At 72.3% G+C, this 18,964-nt stretch carries 15 protein-coding genes; 9 read left to right on the top strand and 6 right to left on the bottom strand.

The features are described 5' to 3' along the window. Positions 1–29: 29 nt before the first annotated feature. Positions 30–293, bottom strand: a complete 264-nt coding sequence (locus tag ACFYMO_RS24440) for a WhiB family transcriptional regulator (RefSeq protein WP_004952403.1) — start codon at positions 291–293, stop codon at positions 30–32. An 801-nt stretch (positions 294–1,094) separates the two neighbouring features. On the opposite strand from ACFYMO_RS24440, the gene ACFYMO_RS24445 reads away from it, so the two are divergent. The 3 genes from ACFYMO_RS24445 to ACFYMO_RS24455 all read left to right on the top strand — a co-directional run bounded on the left by ACFYMO_RS24445 (position 1,095) and on the right by ACFYMO_RS24455 (position 4,180). Next, on the top strand, positions 1,095–1,640 hold the full coding sequence (locus ACFYMO_RS24445; RefSeq protein ID WP_366773802.1) for a cysteine dioxygenase family protein: 546 nt from the start codon (positions 1,095–1,097) through the stop codon (positions 1,638–1,640). A 78-nt stretch (positions 1,641–1,718) separates the two neighbouring features. Further along, positions 1,719–2,723, top strand: a complete 1,005-nt coding sequence (gene cofD, locus ACFYMO_RS24450; protein ID WP_388548914.1) for a 2-phospho-L-lactate transferase — start codon at positions 1,719–1,721, stop codon at positions 2,721–2,723. A 113-nt stretch (positions 2,724–2,836) separates the two neighbouring features. After that, the gene (locus tag ACFYMO_RS24455; protein ID WP_366773818.1) at positions 2,837–4,180 is read left to right on the top strand and encodes a coenzyme F420-0:L-glutamate ligase; all 1,344 of its coding nucleotides are present in this window, start codon (positions 2,837–2,839) and stop codon (positions 4,178–4,180) included. A 65-nt stretch (positions 4,181–4,245) separates the two neighbouring features. On the opposite strand, the gene ACFYMO_RS24460 is transcribed toward ACFYMO_RS24455, so the two are convergent. The 3 genes from ACFYMO_RS24460 to ACFYMO_RS24470 all read right to left on the bottom strand — a co-directional run bounded on the left by ACFYMO_RS24460 (position 4,246) and on the right by ACFYMO_RS24470 (position 8,082). After that, complete coding sequence (locus ACFYMO_RS24460; protein ID WP_388549136.1) at positions 4,246–5,166, bottom strand: DNA-3-methyladenine glycosylase family protein; 921 nt, start codon at positions 5,164–5,166, stop codon at positions 4,246–4,248. Positions 5,167–5,290: 124 nt separating this feature from the next. After that, the gene (locus ACFYMO_RS24465) at positions 5,291–6,373 is read right to left on the bottom strand and encodes a sugar phosphate nucleotidyltransferase (protein ID WP_388548917.1); all 1,083 of its coding nucleotides are present in this window, start codon (positions 6,371–6,373) and stop codon (positions 5,291–5,293) included. A gap of 194 nt (positions 6,374–6,567) precedes the next feature. Continuing rightward, positions 6,568–8,082, bottom strand: coding sequence for an N-acetylmuramoyl-L-alanine amidase (locus ACFYMO_RS24470; RefSeq protein WP_388548919.1), 1,515 nt, complete (start codon positions 8,080–8,082; stop codon positions 6,568–6,570). A 78-nt stretch (positions 8,083–8,160) separates the two neighbouring features. Between ACFYMO_RS24470 and ACFYMO_RS24475 the strand changes: the two genes are divergently transcribed. The 4 genes from ACFYMO_RS24475 to ACFYMO_RS24490 all read left to right on the top strand — a co-directional run bounded on the left by ACFYMO_RS24475 (position 8,161) and on the right by ACFYMO_RS24490 (position 13,978). Further along, positions 8,161–8,916, top strand: coding sequence for a TIGR03089 family protein (locus ACFYMO_RS24475; protein WP_366773798.1), 756 nt, complete (start codon positions 8,161–8,163; stop codon positions 8,914–8,916). A 156-nt stretch (positions 8,917–9,072) separates the two neighbouring features. After that, entirely contained in the window at positions 9,073–10,230 is a 1,158-nt protein-coding gene (locus ACFYMO_RS24480; protein ID WP_360291152.1) for an LCP family protein, read from the top strand. A gap of 141 nt (positions 10,231–10,371) precedes the next feature. Next, positions 10,372–12,168, top strand: coding sequence for an LCP family protein (locus ACFYMO_RS24485; RefSeq protein WP_366773797.1), 1,797 nt, complete (start codon positions 10,372–10,374; stop codon positions 12,166–12,168). Between the two features lie 70 nt (positions 12,169–12,238). Beyond that, a complete protein-coding gene (locus ACFYMO_RS24490) occupies positions 12,239–13,978 on the top strand; it encodes an LCP family protein (protein ID WP_388548923.1) in 1,740 nt (579 codons plus the stop codon). Between the two features lie 138 nt (positions 13,979–14,116). Here ACFYMO_RS24490 and ACFYMO_RS24495 read toward each other — a convergent pair whose 3' ends face one another. Beyond that, positions 14,117–15,160: a glycosyltransferase family 2 protein gene (locus ACFYMO_RS24495; protein ID WP_366773795.1), complete on the bottom strand. Its 1,044-nt coding sequence runs from the start codon at positions 15,158–15,160 to the stop codon at positions 14,117–14,119. 354 nt (positions 15,161–15,514) lie between these two features. Between ACFYMO_RS24495 and ACFYMO_RS24500 the strand changes: the two genes are divergently transcribed. Beyond that, positions 15,515–16,927 carry an LCP family protein gene (locus ACFYMO_RS24500; protein WP_366773794.1) on the top strand — a complete coding sequence of 471 codons (1,413 nt, stop codon included), beginning with the start codon at positions 15,515–15,517 and terminating at the stop codon, positions 16,925–16,927. Positions 16,928–16,966: 39 nt separating this feature from the next. Here ACFYMO_RS24500 and ACFYMO_RS24505 read toward each other — a convergent pair whose 3' ends face one another. Then, complete coding sequence (locus ACFYMO_RS24505) at positions 16,967–17,503, bottom strand: acyl-CoA thioesterase (RefSeq protein ID WP_366773793.1); 537 nt, start codon at positions 17,501–17,503, stop codon at positions 16,967–16,969. Between the two features lie 128 nt (positions 17,504–17,631). Between ACFYMO_RS24505 and ACFYMO_RS24510 the strand changes: the two genes are divergently transcribed. Beyond that, positions 17,632–18,897, top strand: a complete 1,266-nt coding sequence (locus ACFYMO_RS24510; protein ID WP_366773792.1) for an LCP family protein — start codon at positions 17,632–17,634, stop codon at positions 18,895–18,897. The last annotated feature ends 67 nt before the right edge of the window (positions 18,898–18,964 follow it).

Raw genomic sequence — 18,964 nt, forward strand, 5'->3', positions numbered from 1 at the left:
GCTGTTCGACGGTCCGGCGCGCGGCCGGGTCAGACAGCGGCCTTCTTCAGTCGGCGCCGTTCACGCTCGGACAGGCCGCCCCAAATACCGAAACGCTCGTCATTGGCGAGGGCGTATTCGAGGCATTCGGAGCGGACTTCACACGCGAGGCAGACCTTTTTCGCTTCGCGGGTGGATCCGCCCTTCTCGGGGAAGAACGACTCCGGGTCGGTCTGCGCGCACAGGGCGCGCTCCTGCCAACCCAGCTCCTCGTCCGCCTCTTCGACCAGCAGTTGTTGGAACAGCTCGGTCATGTGCGCCCCTCGATCCGTCTCTTCGACCCCGTGATGCTGTCGTTATCGAACCCTCATGAACGACACGAGTGAAATTACAAGTGTGCCGATCCGGGGCAGTCAAGCCGAGATCTGCTATTGAGCCCGTTATTCACCCGGCGGAACCAAGCTTTCGCAGTAAGTGTTCAAATCACTACGAAATATGACACTCGTGCCCGGAGTCGGAGTGTTTTCCCGACTCCTGTATTCAGAACGCGATGACCTGCGGTCACGTTCCGCACCAACCCTCGGATGGCCCTGATCACACTCTGATCACGAAGGCGCAACGGCGTGCAGGCACGGCTACTGCGCCAGGTCTCCCGCGCGGGCGGGCGCAAACCTTTCGCCGACCGAAGGAGCCGGAAGGGGTGAAACATTCGCCACAAACGCGACAACAGGTTGACACCTGGGGCACGGGGGCGCTGTTCTGGAGCGCATGGCAGTGACCTCTGAGACCCGTACGACCCGTGGCGCCCCCGCCATGCGGTCTGCCGGAGGTGCGTCCGCGCTCCTCCGTGCCGCCTCTCATGTCCTGGAGCCGCACCGCTGTCGCTGTCCGCGCGGCTGCCACACGCCCTGTCGCTGAGCTGTCGCTGAGGTCGGCTGCACGCTGATCCGGGCGCCCGCGCCCCCGCCGGGCAGCCGCTCCGGCGGAGCGCCCTCACCTCCTCCGCACGCCCCGCGCGCCCTGTCGCGCCCCTCCCCCGCCGCCCCGGCTCCCACCCGGTGCGGCTCCGCTCGCCGCCCGGTTCCGGCCGGCCCCGCACAAAGGCACTTCCGCACGTGAACAGCGACCTCGAAATCGCCGGCGATCCGCTCGCCGTCCCCCATCTGCTCCCCGCTCCCCCGGCGCACCCGGCCACCGTCGCGGACTTCGCCGGGCTGATCGGCGCACTGGCCGCCGACCGGGCCGCCTGGGCGCCGCTGGTGCGCTACGACCCGACCCTGCGCTGGTACCACCGGCTGCGCACCGGCCCCGGCTACGAGATGTGGCTGCTGAGCTGGCTGCCAGGGCAGGGCAGCGGCCGGCACGACCACGGGCGCTCGTCCGGCGTGTTCGGCGTGCTCGCGGGCGAGCTGACCGAACACGGATACGGCACGACCGGGGGCGGACGCGGCACGAGTGGCACGACCGGACACGGCACCCGGGTACTCGACACCGGCGCGGTGCGCGTCTTCGCGCCCGGATATGTGCACGAAGTGGTCAACGACGGACTGGAACCCGTCGTGAGTGCGCACATCTACGCTCCCGGACTGACCGAGATGCCCCAGCACTGCTCCAGCGGCCCCGGCGCCGTACGGAACCCGGCGCAGGAGTCGCCGGCCTGACACCGGGTAGGCGGCGCTCCGGCACCGGGCGGGGCACCTGATGTCGGGTGCGGGCACCGGGCTGCGAGACTGGTGCCCATGCAGCGCATTGTGGTTCTGGCCGGGGGCATCGGCGGTGCCCGTTTCCTGCACGGGCTCCGGTCCGCGGTGCCCGACGCGGAGATCACCGTCGTCGGCAACACCGGTGACGACATCCATCTGTTCGGCCTGAAGGTCTGTCCCGACCTCGACACCGTGATGTACACCCTGGGCGGCGGCATCCACGAGGAACAGGGCTGGGGACGGGCCGGCGAGACCTTCGCGGTGAAAGAGGAGCTGGCCGCCTACGGCGCGGGCCCCGAGTGGTTCGGGCTGGGTGACCGGGACTTCGCCACCCACATCGTCCGCACCCAGATGATCTCCGCGGGCTATCCGCTCAGCGCCGTCACCGAGGCGCTGTGCGCCCGCTGGCAGCCGGGGGTCAGGCTGCTGCCGATGACGGACGACCGGGTCGAGACCCATGTGCTGATCGACGACCCGGACGCCGGGGACTCCGGCCGGGGCGAGGACGGCGGGGACGGCACGGCCGGACGCAAGGCGGTGCACTTCCAGGAGTACTGGGTGCGGTTGCGGGCCTCCGTGGACGCGCACGCCGTGGTACCCGTCGGCGCCGACGCCGCCAAACCCGCACCGGGCGTGCTGGAGGCCGTCGCCGCGGCGGACACGGTCATCTTCCCGCCCTCCAACCCCGTCGTCAGCGTGGGCACGATCCTGGCCGTCCCCGGCATCCGGGAGGCGATCGCGGACGCCGGGGTACCGGTCGTCGGCCTCTCGCCCATCGTCGGGAACGCCCCCGTGCGCGGCATGGCGGACAAGGTGCTGGCCGCCGTGGGGGTCGAGACCACGGCGGCGGCCGTCGCCGCGCACTACGGCTCGGGGCTGCTGGACGGCTGGCTCGTCGACACCGCGGACGCCGACGCCGTGGCGGCCGTCGAGGACGCGGGCATCCGCTGCCGCGCCGTGCCGCTGCTGATGCGCGACGAGGAGACCACCGCGGAGATGGCCCGGCAGGCGCTGGCGCTGGCGGAGGAGGTGCGCGCGTGACGGCGGTGACGACCGGGGCACCCGGACAGGAGCGGTACCCGCGGGCCACGGCACCCGCGGAGGCCGCCGAGCCGGCGGACCGGGAGCGCAGCGGGCCCGGCACCTCCTACGAGGTGTGGGCGCTGCCCGGCATCCCGGACGTGCGCCCCGGCGACGACCTGGTCCGGCTCCTGGTCGACGCGGCGGCCGCACCCGGTGGGCGGGGGCTGGCGGACGGCGACGTGCTCGTCGTCACCTCGAAGATCGTGAGCAAGGCCGAGGGCCGCATCGTCCGGGCCGACGACCGCGAGGCCGCCATCGACGCGGAGACCGTGCGGGTCGTCGCACGGCGCGGCCCGGCCCGGATCGTGGAGTCCCGGCACGGCTTCGTGATGGCCGCGGCCGGGGTCGACGCCTCCAACACCCCGAAGGGAACCGTGCTGCTGCTGCCCGAGGACCCGGACGCGACGGCCCGGCAGCTGCGGGACGGGGTGCGGGAGGCGCTGGGGGTCACCGTCGGCGTCGTCGTCACCGACACCTTCGGGCGGCCCTGGCGCGAGGGCCAGACCGACGTGGCGATCGGCGCGGCCGGGGTGCGGGTCCTGGAGGACCTGCGCGGCGGCGTCGACATGTACGGCAACCCGCTGGGCGTGACCGTCACCGCCGTCGGCGACGAACTGGCGGGAGCGGGCGAACTGGTCAAGCGCAAGGCGAGCGGGCTGCCGGTCGCGGTGGTGCGCGGACTGGCCCACCACGTGCGGCCAGCGCCCGGCAGCAGCGCGCAGCCCGCCACCGGGTCACCCGAGACACCCGAGGACGAGGCGACGGCCCGCGCACTGGTCCGCGACGCGGCCGCCGACATGTTCCGGCTGGGCACCTCGGAGGCCGTGCGCGAGGCGGTGACGCTGCGCCGCACCGTACGGGAGTTCACCACGGAGCCGGTGGACGGGCAGGCCGTGCGGCGCGCGGTCGCCGCCGCCGTGACCGCGCCGGCTCCGCACCACACCACCCCGTGGCGGTTCGTCCTGCTGGAGAGCGCCGAGTCCCGGACCCGGCTGCTGGACGCCATGCGGGACGCCTGGATCGCCGACCTGCGCGGCGACGGGAAGAGCGAGGAGAGCATCGCCAAGCGCGTCAAGCGCGGCGACGTGCTGCGCAACGCGCCCTGCCTGGCGGTGCCCTGCCTGGTGATGGACGGCTCGCACACCTACCCGGACGCGCGGCGGAACGCCGCCGAGCGGGAGATGTTCGTCGTCGCGACGGGCGCCGGCATCCAGAACTTCCTCGTCGCACTGGCCGGGGAGCAACTGGGGTCCGCGTGGATCTCCTCCACGATGTTCTGCCGGGAGGTGGTGCGCGAGGTGCTGGACCTGCCCGCGGGGTGGGACCCGATGGGCGCGGTCGCCATCGGCCATCCGGCGGCCCCACCCCGGGAGCGCCCGCCGCGCTCCGCGGCCGATTTCGTCGTCGAGCGGTGAACCCCCGCTGAGGACCGACCCGTGCGGTGCCGTCGGTAGCGGTGCCGTCGGTTCGCCCGCGCGCCCTACAGCGGCGCTATGTTCCCCACCGGGAAGCGGGGAGCGCGGCGCGGCATCCGCGGGCCGCCCAGCAGGATGAGCCGGCTGGCGCGGTGCCGCTGCCCCTCGTAGGGGGCCAGGAGTTCCAGCATGCCATCGTCGTCGGTGCCGCGGGCGCCGGTGAGGGCGTAGCCGATCTGGCCCGGCAGGTGCAGATCCCCCACCGTGACGGCGTCGGGTTCCCCGTTCGAGCGTTGCAGGACCTCGGCGGCCGTCCAGGGGCCGATGCCCGGAATGGCCTGGAGCCGGGCCAGTGCCGCGTCCAGACCCAGGTGGGCCGCCTCCTCCATCCGGCCGGCCCGCTGGAGGGCGCGCAGCACGGCGGCGGAGCGCTTCTGGTCGACCCCGGCACGGTGCCACTCCCAGGAGGGGATGCGCAGCCAGTCGCGCGGGTGGGGCATCACCCACAGGTGCGGATGCGGCCCCGGGGCGCGCTCGCCGAATCTGCGGACCAGCAGCCGCCAGGCGCGGTACGCCTCCTCGGCGGTGACCTTCTGCTCCAGTACGGAGGGGATCAGCGACTCCAGCACCCGCCCCGTGCGGACGAGCCGCAGCCCGGGGTGACGCCGGTGCGCCTCCCGCGCGACATCGTGGTGCGGGACGAAGGCCGCCGGGTCGTCCTCCGCGCCGAGCAGCGCGGGCAGCCCGTCCAGCAGCCACCCGGCCCCCGGCCCCCACGCCTCGGCGCACACGGCGCCGCCGTCGGCTTCCCGCCGACGGGACAGCCGCAGTGTCGCCGGGCCGTCGGGAGTGCGGGTGCCGCGCCAGACCGCACCGTCCTCGGTGCGGTACGTCGGGTCGTACGGGCCTCGGCGCAGCACGCGCAGGCTGCCGTGCAGGTCGTACGGGCCCGGCGGGGTCCAGGAGCGGGTGAGTGACACGGGCAGCAAGACTACGGCCCGGCACCGACAGCCCGACCGGGCGGCGCCCGGACGGGACCTCCCGGCCCACTGCTTGGAAAGAAGCGCGGGGAGACCCGGGAGGCCGGGAGCGCCGGGTGGCGGGCCGCGGCTACTGGTCCGAGGAGAAGCGGACCGCCCCGGCCGGTATCCGGGCGTCGCACCACACCCGGATGCCGCCGCGCAGTTCGTTGCCCTCGCCGACGACGGCTCCGTCACCGATGACGGCGCCGTCCAGCACGGTGTCGGCGCCGATGCGGGCGCCCGCGCCGATCAGCGAGTCGCGGATCCGGGCGCCGGGCGCCACCACCGCGCCGTCCAGCAGGGCGCTGCCGTCGATCCGGGCGCCGGAGCCGACCGCGGCACCCGCTCCGGCGACGGTGCCGCCGGTCAGCTTGGCGTCCTGCGCCACGTCGGCGCTCTCCAGGATCAGCCGCTCCCCGCACCGGCCGGGTACGGCGGGCGAGGGCGCGCGGCCCAGCACGAGATCGGCGGAACCGCGGACGAACGACTCGGGGGTGCCCAGGTCGAGCCAGTAGGTCGAGTCGACCATGCCGTGCAGCGTCGCCCCGGCGGACAGCAGCCCGGGGAAGGTCTCGCGCTCCACCGAGACGGGGCGTTCCGCGGGGATGGTGTCGATGACCGAGCGGGTGAACACGTAGGCACCCGCGTTGATCTGGTCGGTGACGATCTCCTCGGGCGTCTGCGGCTTCTCCAGGAAGGCCGTCACGCGTCCCGAGCCGTCCGTGGGGACGAGCCCGAAGGCCCGCGGGTCGGTCACCCGGGTCAGATGCAGCGAGACGTCGGCCGCGGCCCGGGAGTGCTCGTCGACCAGGGCGCGGATGTCGAGACCGGAGAGGATGTCGCCGTTGAAGACGAGTACCGGCTCGTCGGGGCCCGAGTGCAGCCGGGAGGCGACGTTGCGGATGGCGCCGCCGGTGCCCAGCGGCTCCTCCTCGGTGACGTACTCCAGGTGCAGGCCCAGTTGGGATCCGTCGCCGAAGTACGGCTCGAAGACCTCGGCGAGGTAGGAGGTGGCCATCACCACGTGGTCGACGCCCGCGGCGCGGGCCCGGGCCAGCTGGTGGCTGAGGAAGGGCACACCCGCGGCGGGGACCATGGGCTTGGGGGTGTTCACCGTGAGCGGACGCAGCCGGGTGCCCTTGCCCCCGACCAGAAGGATCGCTTCTGTCACCTGTTGTCTCTGCTTCCTGCCGGGGTCCGCCGACCGCCCTTCGGGTGGCCGGCGGACAGTCTATGCAGACGCGTGCGGACGCGTGGGCGGCCCGGTACGGCCGTCCCCGGCAGACGCGGCCGGAGGCCCGGCGGTTGCTCCGCTCCGCCGGAGCACCGCGGTCCGGCACCCCGGCCCGGTGGACCGGCGCCGGGTCAGCGGCCCTGCAGCCGGGCCGCCGCGCTGCGGATGTCGCCGAGCTTCGCGTAGAGCCGGTCGCCGGGGCACTCGGTGACGAACCCGTCCCGGTGCCCGGAAACGGTGTGGAAGTGGACCTTCCGCCCCTTCTTGAACTTGCCGCCGCCTGACGTCAGCCAGGTCTTGCCGGCCGGGTCGGCACCGAAGAGCCCCAGCTTCCACGCGGTGAGCCGGGCGAGCGCGTCCACGGCGCGCTCGGAGGGCTCCTGCTTGCCGTAGGAGCCGAGGACCGCGATGCCCGTGCTGTCGGTGTTGAACCCGTAGGTGTGGGCTCCCATCACCGGCTTGGCCACGCCCCCGGCCCGCCCCTCGTAGACGGTTCCGCACTTGTCCACGAGGAAGTTGTAGCCGATGTCCCGCCATTTGCTGCTCTTGACGTGGTAGCGGTACATCGCGCGGATGATGGAGGGCGCCTGGTCGCACGCGTAGTCGTTGGTCATGGCCGTGTGGTGCACGAAGGCGGCCTTGACCGTGTTGGTGTAGCGGAACTCCGCCTCCCGCAGCTTCTCGTCGGCGCCCCAGCCCGCGCGGGTCACAATGCGCGGGCGGGGCCCGGCGAACGACCCGGCTTCCGGGTACTGGGAGCGGGTCGCCTCCCGGGAGAGGGCAGGCAGCACCCCGCCGCCGGCGCCCGCTGCGGAGTCCGCCTCCGCGGGCCCCGCTCCCGCGGCACCGCCCCCGGCCCCCTCCGCCGCCGCACCTGCCGCCGCGCTGTCCCGATGACCGCCCGCCGGCTCCTCCGCCGGACCGGGAGCCGCGGGCCGACCGGAGGCCGCGGACTGGCCGGAGGCCGCGGGCCGGCCTGGGGAAGCGGACTGACCGGGGACCGCGGACTGGTCCGGCTGCCTGCCCTGGTCCGGACTGGCCGGGCTCGGGTCGGGGCCCGGGTCGACGAGTTCCAGGCGGAGTCCGTGGGGCAGCGACCCACCGTGGTCCGCGCGCTCGGGCAGCACCCGGGCCTCGACGCCGTCGGAGGTGCCGACCCAGAGCGGAGCCGTGGCGCCGCGGGCCGGTCCGCGGGCGCCGCCACGCCGGGCGTCGACGGGATGGTTCTCCAGGTGCCGCCACGCCGACCAGTGCCCGGAGTCCGCGTCGCGGGTGCGGACCTGCACCCGCCCGCGCAGCGGGGTGCCGGCCCCGTCCCAGACCACGCCCAGCAGGGAGTACGGGCGGACGGCGCGGGCCGGGACTCGCACGACGGCTTCGGGTGATTCCGCCGCGCGGGCGCCGGAATCCCCCTCGGAGGACGCGTCGAAGGAGAGCGACTGGGTGCGGCCCGGGATCGCGGACCTGGCGGAGGCGGAGGACCCGGAGGACTCGGAAGCCGCGGAGGACTCGGAAGCCGCGGAGGACTCGGGCGCCTTGGCGGAGGAGAACGGGGACGCCGGGGCCGCCGTGGCGAGGGGGGCGAGGGGCAGCAGCAGCGCCGCCGCACTCACGACACCGACCGTTTGAACACGATTCGCACGCATACTTCAGATCATGGACATATATGATCATTCCCGTCCATTGACGCACCGCCAGTTGGGCGCCCGCGTACGCTTGCAGGAATGAACGCCTCCGACCGCACCCCAGCCGAGCTGCTGCGGACCGCCCTCTCCGCCGACCCGGCACGCCCCCTGCTGACCTACTACGACGACGCCACCGGCGAGCGCGTCGAGCTCTCGGTGGCGACCTTCGCCAACTGGGTGGCGAAGACCGCGAACCTGCTCCAGGACGAGCTCTCGGCCGAACCCGGGGACCGGCTCGCGCTGCTGCTCCCGGCGCACTGGCAGACAGCGGTCTGGCTGCTGGCCTGTTCCTCGGTGGGGGTCGTGGCCGACCTCGGCGGCGACGCCGCCCGTGCCGACCTGGTGGTGACAGGACCGGACACCCTGGAGGCGGCTCGCGGCTGCTCCGGGGAGCGGGTGGCACTCGGCCTGCGCCCCATGGGCGGGCGCTTCCCCCAGCCGCCGGAGGGGTTCGCCGACTACGCGGTGGAGGTGCCGGGCCAGGGCGACCACTTCGCCCCGTACGCACCCGTGGACGCGGACGCCGCGAGCCTGGCGCTGCCCGACGGCGGCGAGCTGACGGGCGCGCAGGTCGTGGAGCGCGCCCGGGCGGACGCCGCCGCGCGGGGGCTGGAGCCCGGCGCCCGGCTGCTGTCCACGCTGCCGTGGGACGGCTGGGACGGACTCAGCGCGGGACTGCTGGCACCGCTGGCCGTGGGCGGATCGGTGGTACTCGCACCCCGCGCAGGGCAGCTGGACGCCGCCGCCCGCCGGCAGCGCGTGGAAGACGAGCGGGTGACGCACACCGCCGACTGAACTCCCGGCCGGGCCCCTCCCGGGACACCTGAGCCGGATGGTCCGTACAACCTTGCGAGTGATTCGAGCGTCTGTCTTCATGACCGGCGCACCCTTGCGGGCGTACGCCTTACTCCGCGTGCGCCGGTGTCGCCGCCACCCGAGGGATGAACACTCGTGACCGATCCGGGCACCACCGATGCCGATTCCGGCGCGTCCAGTACGGCTTCCGTCCGGACGCGCCCGCGCCGCTGGCCCCGCTGGGCGGCGCTGGGCGCCGCGGTGCTCGTCCTGGCCTCCGCGGCAACGGGCTGGTCCCTCTACCGGAAGCTGGACGGCAACATCCGCACCGACGCGGGCACCGCGCAGGCACTGGCGCCCTATGAGAAAGAGCGGCCCACGCCGGTGCGCGGCACCCAGGAGGCGCGCAACATCCTCGTCCTCGGCTCGGACAACCGCGGCGACGGGAACGGCGCCTACGGGCACGACGAGGGCAGCCAGCGCTCGGACACCGCGATCCTGCTGCACATAGCCGCCGACGGGCGCGGCGCGACGGGAATGTCGATACCGCGGGACCTGATGGTGGACATCCCCGACTGTCGGCAGCCGGACGGCTCCACCACCGCCCCGCAGTTCGCGCAGTTCAACTGGGCGTTCCAGCGGGGCGGCGCGGCCTGCACCATCCGCACGGTGGAGAAGCTGACCGGGATCCGTGTCGACCACCACCTGGTCGTGGACTTCAACGGCTTCAAGAAGTTGGTGGACGCGGTGGACGGGGTGGAGGTCTGCCTGGCGGAGCCGGTGCACGACCGGGAGGCGAAGCTCGACCTGCCCGCCGGGCGGCAGACCCTCGCCGGGGAGGACGCGCTCGGCTACGTCCGCGCCCGGCACGGCCTGGGGAACGGCAGCGACACCCAGCGCATCGAGCGCCAGCAACGATTTCTGGGATCTCTGGTGAAGAAGGTGCGCAGCAAGGGAGTTCTGCTGAACCCCACACGCGCCTATCCCGTGCTGGATGCCGCGACCTCGTCACTGACCGCGGATTCCGGACTTGATTCCCTCTCCGAACTGTACGAACTGGTGCGGAGCGTACGCGATATCCCGGAAGACCACATCCGTTTCCTTACGGTGCCCCGGCAGTCGTACAAACTGGACATCAATCGGGATGAGCTGGTACAGCCCGCCGCCGACGAGCTCTTCACCAAGCTGCGCGAGGACAGCCCGGTGACCGTCGGCGGAGACGGACCGAAGGAGAAGGACGGAAAGGAGAAGGCGGACGGGTCGTACCGCGGGACGACGGCGGACCTGGACATCTGCGCGAACACAGCACGCTGAGATTGAGGCGAATTGACCGTTTCCGGCTGCACAGAACTTGTCACCGCCGTCGCTGGCCGCGGAACCTGCCGGATAGTGTGAGCGCTCCGGTCAGCCCCGGGGCGGCATCAGCAGCCGGTTCTATGGAGGACTTACGCAATCGTGGACGCGCAAGGCCGTGGGCACGCGGGGAATGTCGATCCCGCGGATCAGTGGGTGTTCAACCCGGACACCGGCAGCTACGAACTGCGACTGAACCCCGACGCCGACGACTCTCCCCGTCGGCCCGGTTCCCGCCGCACTTCCGCACCGCGCCAGAGAAGCGCCTCCCCGGACGAGAGCACGGACACACCCGCCGGCGACGGAAGGCGCTCCGAGGGCTCCGACGGGGACCGTCCGCGCTCCCGGACGGGTGAGGGCGGCGACGGCGCCGGGTCCCGCTCGGCGCGGCGGGCCGAGGCACGGCTGCCCGCCCAGCGGCGGGCCCGCGCCTCCGAGCGGACCGGTTCCGGCGAGGCACCGGGCAAGGGCGGCGGCCGGGGACGCCGGAAGGCCAAGCGCCAGCTCTCCCGGAAGCAGAAGGTGCTGCGCATCGGCGGCGGCACGGTCGGCCTGCTGATGGTCGCCGGCTGCGTCGGCGGCGTCGTCTGGTACCAGCGGCTCAACGGCAACATCAACAAGGTCGACGTCGGCAGGAACAACCCCGCGGTCAAGGACGGCCCGGTCAACATCCTGGTGATCGGCACCGACGCCCGCGAGGGCAAGGGCAACACGGGCTACGGCGACGCGGGAAGCGTCGGCCACGCCGACACCACCTTCCTCTTCCATGTGTCCGAGGACCGTTCCAACGCCACCGCGCTGTCCATCCCGCGCGACATGATCACCGACATCCCGGACTGCGAGATCAAGCAGGAGAACGGTTCCACCAAGGTCATCCGGGGGGACCAGAACGTCCGCTTCAACACCAGCCTCGGCCAGAAGGACAGGGACCCGACCTGCACCTGGAACACGGTCGAGGAGTTGGTCGGGGTGAAGATCGACCACTTCATGATGGCCGACTTCAATGCCGTCAAGGAGCTCTCGACAGCGGTCGGCGGCGTCGAGGTCTGCACCAAGAAGGCGATAAACGACCCCAAGTCGCATCTGAAGCTGACGGCGGGCAAGCACATCGTCCAGGGCGAGCAGGCGCTCGCGTTCGTCCGGACCCGGCACGCGGTGGGCTTCGGCAGCGACCTGGACCGGATCAAGCTGCAGCAGCAGTTCCTCAGCTCGATGATCCGCAAGATGAAGTCCGGGGACACCCTCAGCAGCCCCTCCAAGCTGTTCAAGCTGAGCGACGCCACGACCAAGGCTCTGACCGTGGACCCCGGCATCGGCAGCGTCAAGAAGCTGATGGCCCTGGCGAACGACCTCAAGCGGGTCAACATCAAGAACATCACCTTCGCGACGGTCCCGGTCGTCGACAACCCGAACAACAAGGCCACCGTTCTCCTGAACCAGAACAAGGCCAACCCGCTGTTCAGGATGGTCCAGGAGGACAAGTCCCTGACCGGGAAGAACAAGAAGAAGTCGGACAAGCCGAAGGTGGAGAAGGCCCCGGTATCCGAGGTCGACGTCTCCGTGCTCAACGGCGGCGGCCCCTCGGGGGCGGCGGCCGGGACGGTGGAGTGGCTGGTGAACAAGGGCGCGGGCAACGCGGTCTCGGGCGGCAACGCACCGCAGCAGCTCTCCAAGACGCGGCTGGAATTCGCCCCTTCCCAGGAGGGCGCGGCCGCCAGGCTGGCCGACATGCTGAAGCTGCCGGCCTCGGCCCTGAAGAAGACCGAGGGAGCGGGTCCCAGCATGAAGCTGACCCTCGGCAAGGACTTCACCGCCCCGGGCGAGTCGGTCGGAGCTCCCGACAAGGCACCGTCCGGGGTCGAAGAGGTCAACGCCAACGAGAAGAAGTGCGCGAAATGACGCAGACCCCTCCGGCAGGTCCCACCGGACGCCCGGGGGCAGCACAACATGAACATCCCTGGGAGGTCCCGTGCGGCACGACGACACCGACGGCGGCAGACAGACGCAGCGCGGCGCCCCCACCGCCGCCGACCGCGGTTGGGACGAGAGCCTGTACGGGGAGCCCCCGGCGGAGCCCGGCCCCCGCCCCGGGCGCGCCTCCGCCGCGTCCGCGCCCGGTACCGCACCCGGTGCCGGCGGCGGGCGGAGCGGACCGGACGGCGGCGGCCCCTCCGGAGCCGGCGGCGAGAGTCCGGCGGCGGTGAGCGGCGCCCCGCGGCGCAGCCGCGGCCGCCGGGTGCTGCGCTGGTCCGTGGCCGTCCTCTCGGTGCTCATACTCGCGACCGCGGCGGCGGGCTACTTCTACTACCAGCACCTCAACGGCAACCTGCACAAGGACGACCTCAACCTCGGGGACAGCAAGCTCCACCACTCGGACCCGAACGCCGCGGGGCAGACCCCGCTGAACATCCTGCTGCTGGGCTCCGACTCGCGGGCCTCCAAGGAGAACGTCCGGCTCGGCGGCTCCCGCGCCGACCGCGACCGGCCGCCGCTGGCGGACGTGCAGATGCTGCTGCACGTCTCCGCGAACCGCAGCAACATGTCCGTCGTCTCCATACCACGGGACACCAGGACGACGATTCCCAAGTGCACCGACCCGGACGACGGGAAGGTCTATCCGACGACCACGGACAAGATCAACACCAGCCTCCAGCACGGCGGCCCCGGGTGCACCGTGGCGACCTGGGAAGAGATGACCGGCATTCCGGTCGACCACTTCATGATGATCGACTTCTCGGGTGTGGTCTCCATGGCCGACGCGGTCGGCGGCGTCCCGGTCTGCGTCAAGAAGAACGTGCACGACCCGAAGTCGAAGCTGAAACTGGAGAAGGGCACCACCGTCATCAAGGGCGAGCAGGCGCTGAGCTGGCTGCGGACCCGGCACGGCTTCGGCGACGGCACGGACATAGGGCGGGCCAGGGCCCAGCACATGTACATGAACGCGATGGTGCGCCAGCTCAAAGCGGGGACGAAGCTGAGCGACCCGGGCAAGCTGCGCGGCCTGGCGGAGTCCGCCACCAAGGCGCTCACCGTCGACAAGGGGATCGGCACGGTCAAGAAGCTCTACGACCTGGGCAACGACCTCAAGCAGGTGCCGACCGAACGGATCACCATGGCCACGATGCCGTGGGTGTACGGGGGCGGCGGCAGCTACGTCGTCCCGAAGAAGGACGACGCGGACCAGGTCTTCTCCCTCATACGCAACGATGTGGCGCTCGACGGCAAGGACAAGAAGAAGGCGGAGGCGAGCAAGTCCGCACAGCCGACGGAGCCGTCCCGGCCGAAGGCCGACATCCCGGTCAGTGTGATGAACGGGACCGGCACCTCGCTCCAGCGGCCGGTCACCGGCCGCGCGGGCCAGGTCGCACAGACCCTGACCCGCGAGGGCTTCGGCCGGGCCGCGGCCGACCCGACGCCCCAGTCCCGTGCGGACACCACCATTCGCTACCCGCGCGAGGAGCTGCGCGGTGACGCGCTGGCCGTCGCCGAGACGCTCGGCATCCCCGAGCGACTGGTGAAGCACTCCACGGGCGTGCAGCAGGTCACCCTGGTGATCGGCGCCGACTGGCGGGAGGGCACGAGCTATCCGAAGGGCGACGGCGGCGGGGGCGCGGACAAGGGCCACCACAAGGCGCCCGAGAGTGCGGACACGCTGCGGGGCGACAACAAGAAGGCGTGCATGGACGTCAACCCGAACTACACATGGTGAGGTCCTGAACGTGGCCCTGACACAGGACCGCGTGCTGAGGACCTGACACCACGTCGGCACGAGCAAGGGGCGCCCTCCCGCGGGAGGGCGCCCCTTGCTCGTGCCGGGCTGCCGGGGTCGCGGCCGCCCGCGGCTTTGCTACCGCGTCGCGGGCACCGGCTCGCGGCGGCTGGCGATGACCTTGCGGGCCAGCTTCTTCGGGCTGGTCAGGAAGCCCCAGCCCCAGGACATGTGCATGGTGGCGAGCGCGACGGGGATCTGCGCACGCGCCGCGAGCGGGAGGCCCCGGCCCGCGGGCAGCGAACCGGCCGCTATGGCCGCGAGGTAGCCGCCGGGGACCACCAGCGCCCAGGGCGTGAGGGCGGCACCGGCCACCAGGCCCGCCGCGACCGCGCACAGGGCGACCGGCGGGGCCAGGTAGCGCAGGTTGATGGAGCCCGCGTGGTAGCGGGCGACGACGTGCCGCCAGCGGCCGTAGTTGCGGTACTGCTTGGCCAGGGCGCGCACGCTGGGCCGGGGGCGGTAGGAGACCCGCAGCTCGGGTGAGAACCAGATCAGCCCGCCCGCGGAGCGGATGCGGAAGTTCAGCTCCCAGTCCTGGGCGCGGATGAACTCCTCGTTGTACCCGCCCTGCTGCTCCAGCACCTCGCGGCGGAAGACCCCCAGGTAGACCGTCTCCGCCTGGCCGGCGGCGCCTCCAGTGTGGAAGGCGGCGTTGCCCACCCCGATCCTCGAGGTCATCGCCGCGGCGACGGCGTGCTCCCAGGCGTTCTCACCCTCGGCGTGCATGATGCCGCCGACGTTGGCCGCACCGGTCTCCTCCAGCAGCCGCACGGCGGTGGCGATGTAGTCGGCGGAGAGCATGCCGTGCCCGTCGACCCGCACCACCACCGGATGCCGGGACGCCCCGATGGCGGCGTTCAGCCCCGCGGGGGTGCGGCCCGTGGGGTTGGGCACCGTACGCACGCGGGGGTCCTCGGCGACCAGCTCGGCGGCGATCTCGTCCGTGCGGTCCGTGGAGGGACCCAGTGCGATGATCACCTCCAGCTCACCCTCGTAGCGCTGCTCCAGGATGTGCCGCACGGAGCTGCGCAGGTGCCGTTCCTCGTCGAGTACCGGCATGATCACGGAAACGGGGGGCGGGGCTTCGTCCGCGGAAGGACGTCGGTTCTCGCGAGTCACGGCGCTCACGTTACCGCGATCGGGCGAACGGTCCGTACGCACGGCGCCCCGCGGCAGGCGGCTCCCGGGACGGGACGGCGTGTACGCACGATCCGGAGATCGTACCGGCATACAGTGTGGGAACTTCACGTCACCTTATTGTCACTCTAGGTATTGTCCCTGTTCTTCTCTCGCGGAAGGCGGCCACCCTTGCCTCGACGCGCCTCCTCCCCTCCTGGCAGTCCAAGCAGTCCCCACGGCAGCACCCGGGGAACCCGCAAGAGCCCCGGCCGGAACCGCCGCGGGGGCCGCCGCCGCCCGAGCTGGAGCCGTCCGGGCCCGCGCTGGGGGCTGCGGATCGCCACGGGCGCCTCCGTGCTGCTGCTGGCCGCCGGCGGGGTCGGCCATGCGATGGTGACCGGACTGAGCGAGGACGTGCGCAGGGTCGACCCGTTCGACGACCTCGACACCGACAGCCGCCCCAGGGGCGACAACGGCGTCAACTTCCTCGTCGTCGGAACCGACCGGCGGGACGGGATCTCGGCGACCCAGAAGGAGCGGTACAACCTGGGCGGCTCGGCCTGCGACTGCACGGACACGATGCTGCTGGTGCATCTCTCCGGCGACCGGGACCGGGCCACCGTCGTCAGCCTCCCCCGCGACACCTACACCAAGCTCCCGCCGCACGAGGACCGCGCCACCGGCAAGCGGGTGGCCGCGCGGCCGGCCAAGCTGAACGCCGCCTACACCGCCGGTGGCGCCCCGCTGACCGTGCGAGCGGTGGAGAAGCTCACCGATGTGCACATCGACCACTACCTGGAGGTCGACTTCACCAGCTTCATGAGCACGGTGGACGTCCTGGGCGGCGTTCCGGTCTGCACCACCGAGCCGCTCAAGGACAGCTACTCGGGGCTCGACCTGCCCAAGGGCACCACCAAGCTGAACGGCGGCCAGGCCCTGCAGTACGTGCGGGCCCGGCACCTGGACGGAGGCTCGGACCTGAGCCGGATGAAGCGGCAGCAGCACTTCCTCGCCTCGGTCATCTCCCGGGCCACGGACACCGGGGTCCTGATGAACCCCGTCCGCTTCAACAAGGTGGCCGCCACCCTGCTGGAGTCGGTACGCGCCGACCCCGGGTTCGGCACCGAGCAGATGATGGCGCTGGGCCGGGCGATGCGCGGCTTCAGCCTCGCCTCCTCGGAGTTCGCCTCGGTACCGCTGTCCGACGTCGACCACCGGGTGCCCGGACTGGGCTCCACGGTCGAGTGGGACCGGTCCAGGGCCGCGAAGCTGTTCGCGGCGCTGCGCGCGGACCGGCCGCTCTCCGCGCCGGCCGAACCCGGATCGGCGGCGTCCGACCCGGCGGCGTCGGACACGGACGCCTCCGAGCAGGACGACTCCGACCGGGACGCGGGACCGCGGGTCGAGGTCGCCCCACGCGACATCCGCGTGGAGGTCGCGAACGCCACGGGCCACCGGGGGCTCGGGGCGCGGATCGACCGGGAGCTGCGCGGCACCGGTTTCGCCACCACCGGCGCACCCTCCAACGCCCGGCACGCCGAGCACGCCCGGACGACCATCGCCTACGACCCGCGCTGGGACCGCTCGGCCCGCTCGCTGGCAGCGGCGCTGCCGGGGGCGAAGCTGGTGAAGGACCCGCACCGCGGAGCGCGGATGAAGGTCACGGTCGGCGCCCCGGACCAGCGCGTGAGGCCCGTGCGCGCCCCGGCCGCACACGGCACCCCGGACGAGGCCCCGATGCGCGGGGACGAGGCCGACTGCGGCTGAGCCCGGGGCCCGGGCCGCGTGCCCGCCGGGGCGCCGGACTCAGTCCGGGGAGCGGCTGGCGCGCAGCTCCTTGATGGCGCGGCGGCGGGCCAGCCGGTGGGTCCGGCGGATCTGCGCCTCCTGGTAGCGGCGCCGGTCCTTCTCGGTCTCCGGGATCACCGGCGGCACGGAACGCGGCTTGCCGTCCTCGTCGATCGCCGCGAAGACGAGATAGGCGGAGCCGACCTGGGTGGCGGGCGTCGACTCGTTCCAGCGCTCCGCCAGCACCCGCACACCGACCTCCATGGAGGTCCGTCCGACCCAGTTGACCTGGGCTTTCACATGGACGAGGTCGCCCACTCTGACAGGTTCGAGGAAGACCATCTCGTCCATGGAGGCGGTGACGGCCGGGCCCTCCGAGTGGCGCCCGGCCACGGCTCCGGCCGCGTCGTCGGCCAGCTTCATGATCACCCCGCCGTGCACGGTCCCGAGCAGGTTGGTGTCACCCGCGGTCATGATGTGGGAGAGGGTGGTACGGGAGGCGGCCGTCGGCTTGCCCGGGAGCTCGCCGTGCGCCGTGTGCGCCTGGTGGGTCATGTGCACCACCCTATGCGCGCGGAGGAAGCCCCTCAGAACCCGGCATTCTGCATCAGAACTGCTACAGCCTTCCCCCGAAGTGGTACCCGGCCTGTGTTCCTCCCCCGGAGTGCAGGCACACTGCGGGCATGAATCAGTGGCCCGATGGTTGGACCGACAGCTCGCGGGGCCGGGAAGGTCGTGGCCGCGGCGCGCCCCGGCCCGACCCCACACGTGTCATGCCCCATACATCGGCCCCCGGCGTGCCCCCGCAGACCCGGGGCTCCGGGCAGGGCGGCCCCGGGTACGGCCCGGGCGGCCACGACGCGCGCTACGGACAGCCGCAGGACGGCTACGACTCCGGCTACAGCGAGGGCCAGGTCTACGGCGGCGGACGCGGCGGTGGCGACTACGGCGACCGCCCCCGCCCCGACTGGCGCCGCCGCACCAAGTGGACGCTGCTCACCCTGGTCGTCGTCCTGCTGGTGTGGTCGGTCGGCACCTACTTCTGGGCGGACTCCAAGCTGCGCCGCGAGGTGGACCTCAGCATCGTCGAGGACCGTCCGGACGCGGGCGACGGGACCAACTATCTGATCGTCGGCTCGGACAGCCGCGAGGGCATGAGCGACGAGGAGCGGCAGAACCTGCACACCGGCGGGCCCACCGACGGCGGCCGCACCGACTCGATCATGATCCTGCACGTCGGCAGCAACGGGAACACCATGATCTCGCTGCCCCGTGACTCCAACGTCGAGGTGCCGTCCTACACCGGCTCCGAGTCCGGCAAGAAGTACCCGGCCCGGCACCGCCACACGAAGATCAACGCGACCTACGCCGAGGACGGCCCCACGCTTCTCGTCCGGACCGTCGAGCACAACACCGGGCTGCGGATCGACCACTACGCGGAGATCGGCTTCGGCGGCTTCGCCAAGATCGTGGACGCGGTCGGCGGCGTGGAGATGGACATCCCCCGCGACATCAAGGACAAGAAGTCCGGCGCCGACTTCGAGAAGGGCAAGCAGACCCTCGACGGCCGGGAGGCGCTCGCCTTCGTCCGCACCCGGTACGCGCTGCCGGGCAGCGACCTGGACCGCACCAAGAACCAGCAGAAGTTCCTCGCCGCGCTGGCGAACCAGGCCGCGACCCCCGGCACCGTACTCAACCCGTTCAAGCTCTACCCGACGATGGGCGCGGGTCTGGACACCCTCAAGGTCGACAAGGACATGAGCCTGTGGAACGTCGCCTCGATGTTCTGGGCGATGAAGGGCGTCTCCGGCGGCGACGGCACCTCCATGAACATGCCGATCTCCGGTTCGACGCCGAACGGCAACCTGCAGTGGGACGAGGCCAAGGTCAAGAAGCTCGTCGACCAGCTCAACAACGACGAGAAGGTGACGGTGACCTCCGACCGCTGAGGCACACCCTGAGGTGACCGCCGAGGCGGCCACCCCGCGGCACGCAGGACGGCCGGGCTCCCGGAAG

It is taken from the genome of Streptomyces sp. NPDC007025 (genome assembly GCF_042869455.1).
Lineage (GTDB): Bacteria > Actinomycetota > Actinomycetes > Streptomycetales > Streptomycetaceae > Streptomyces.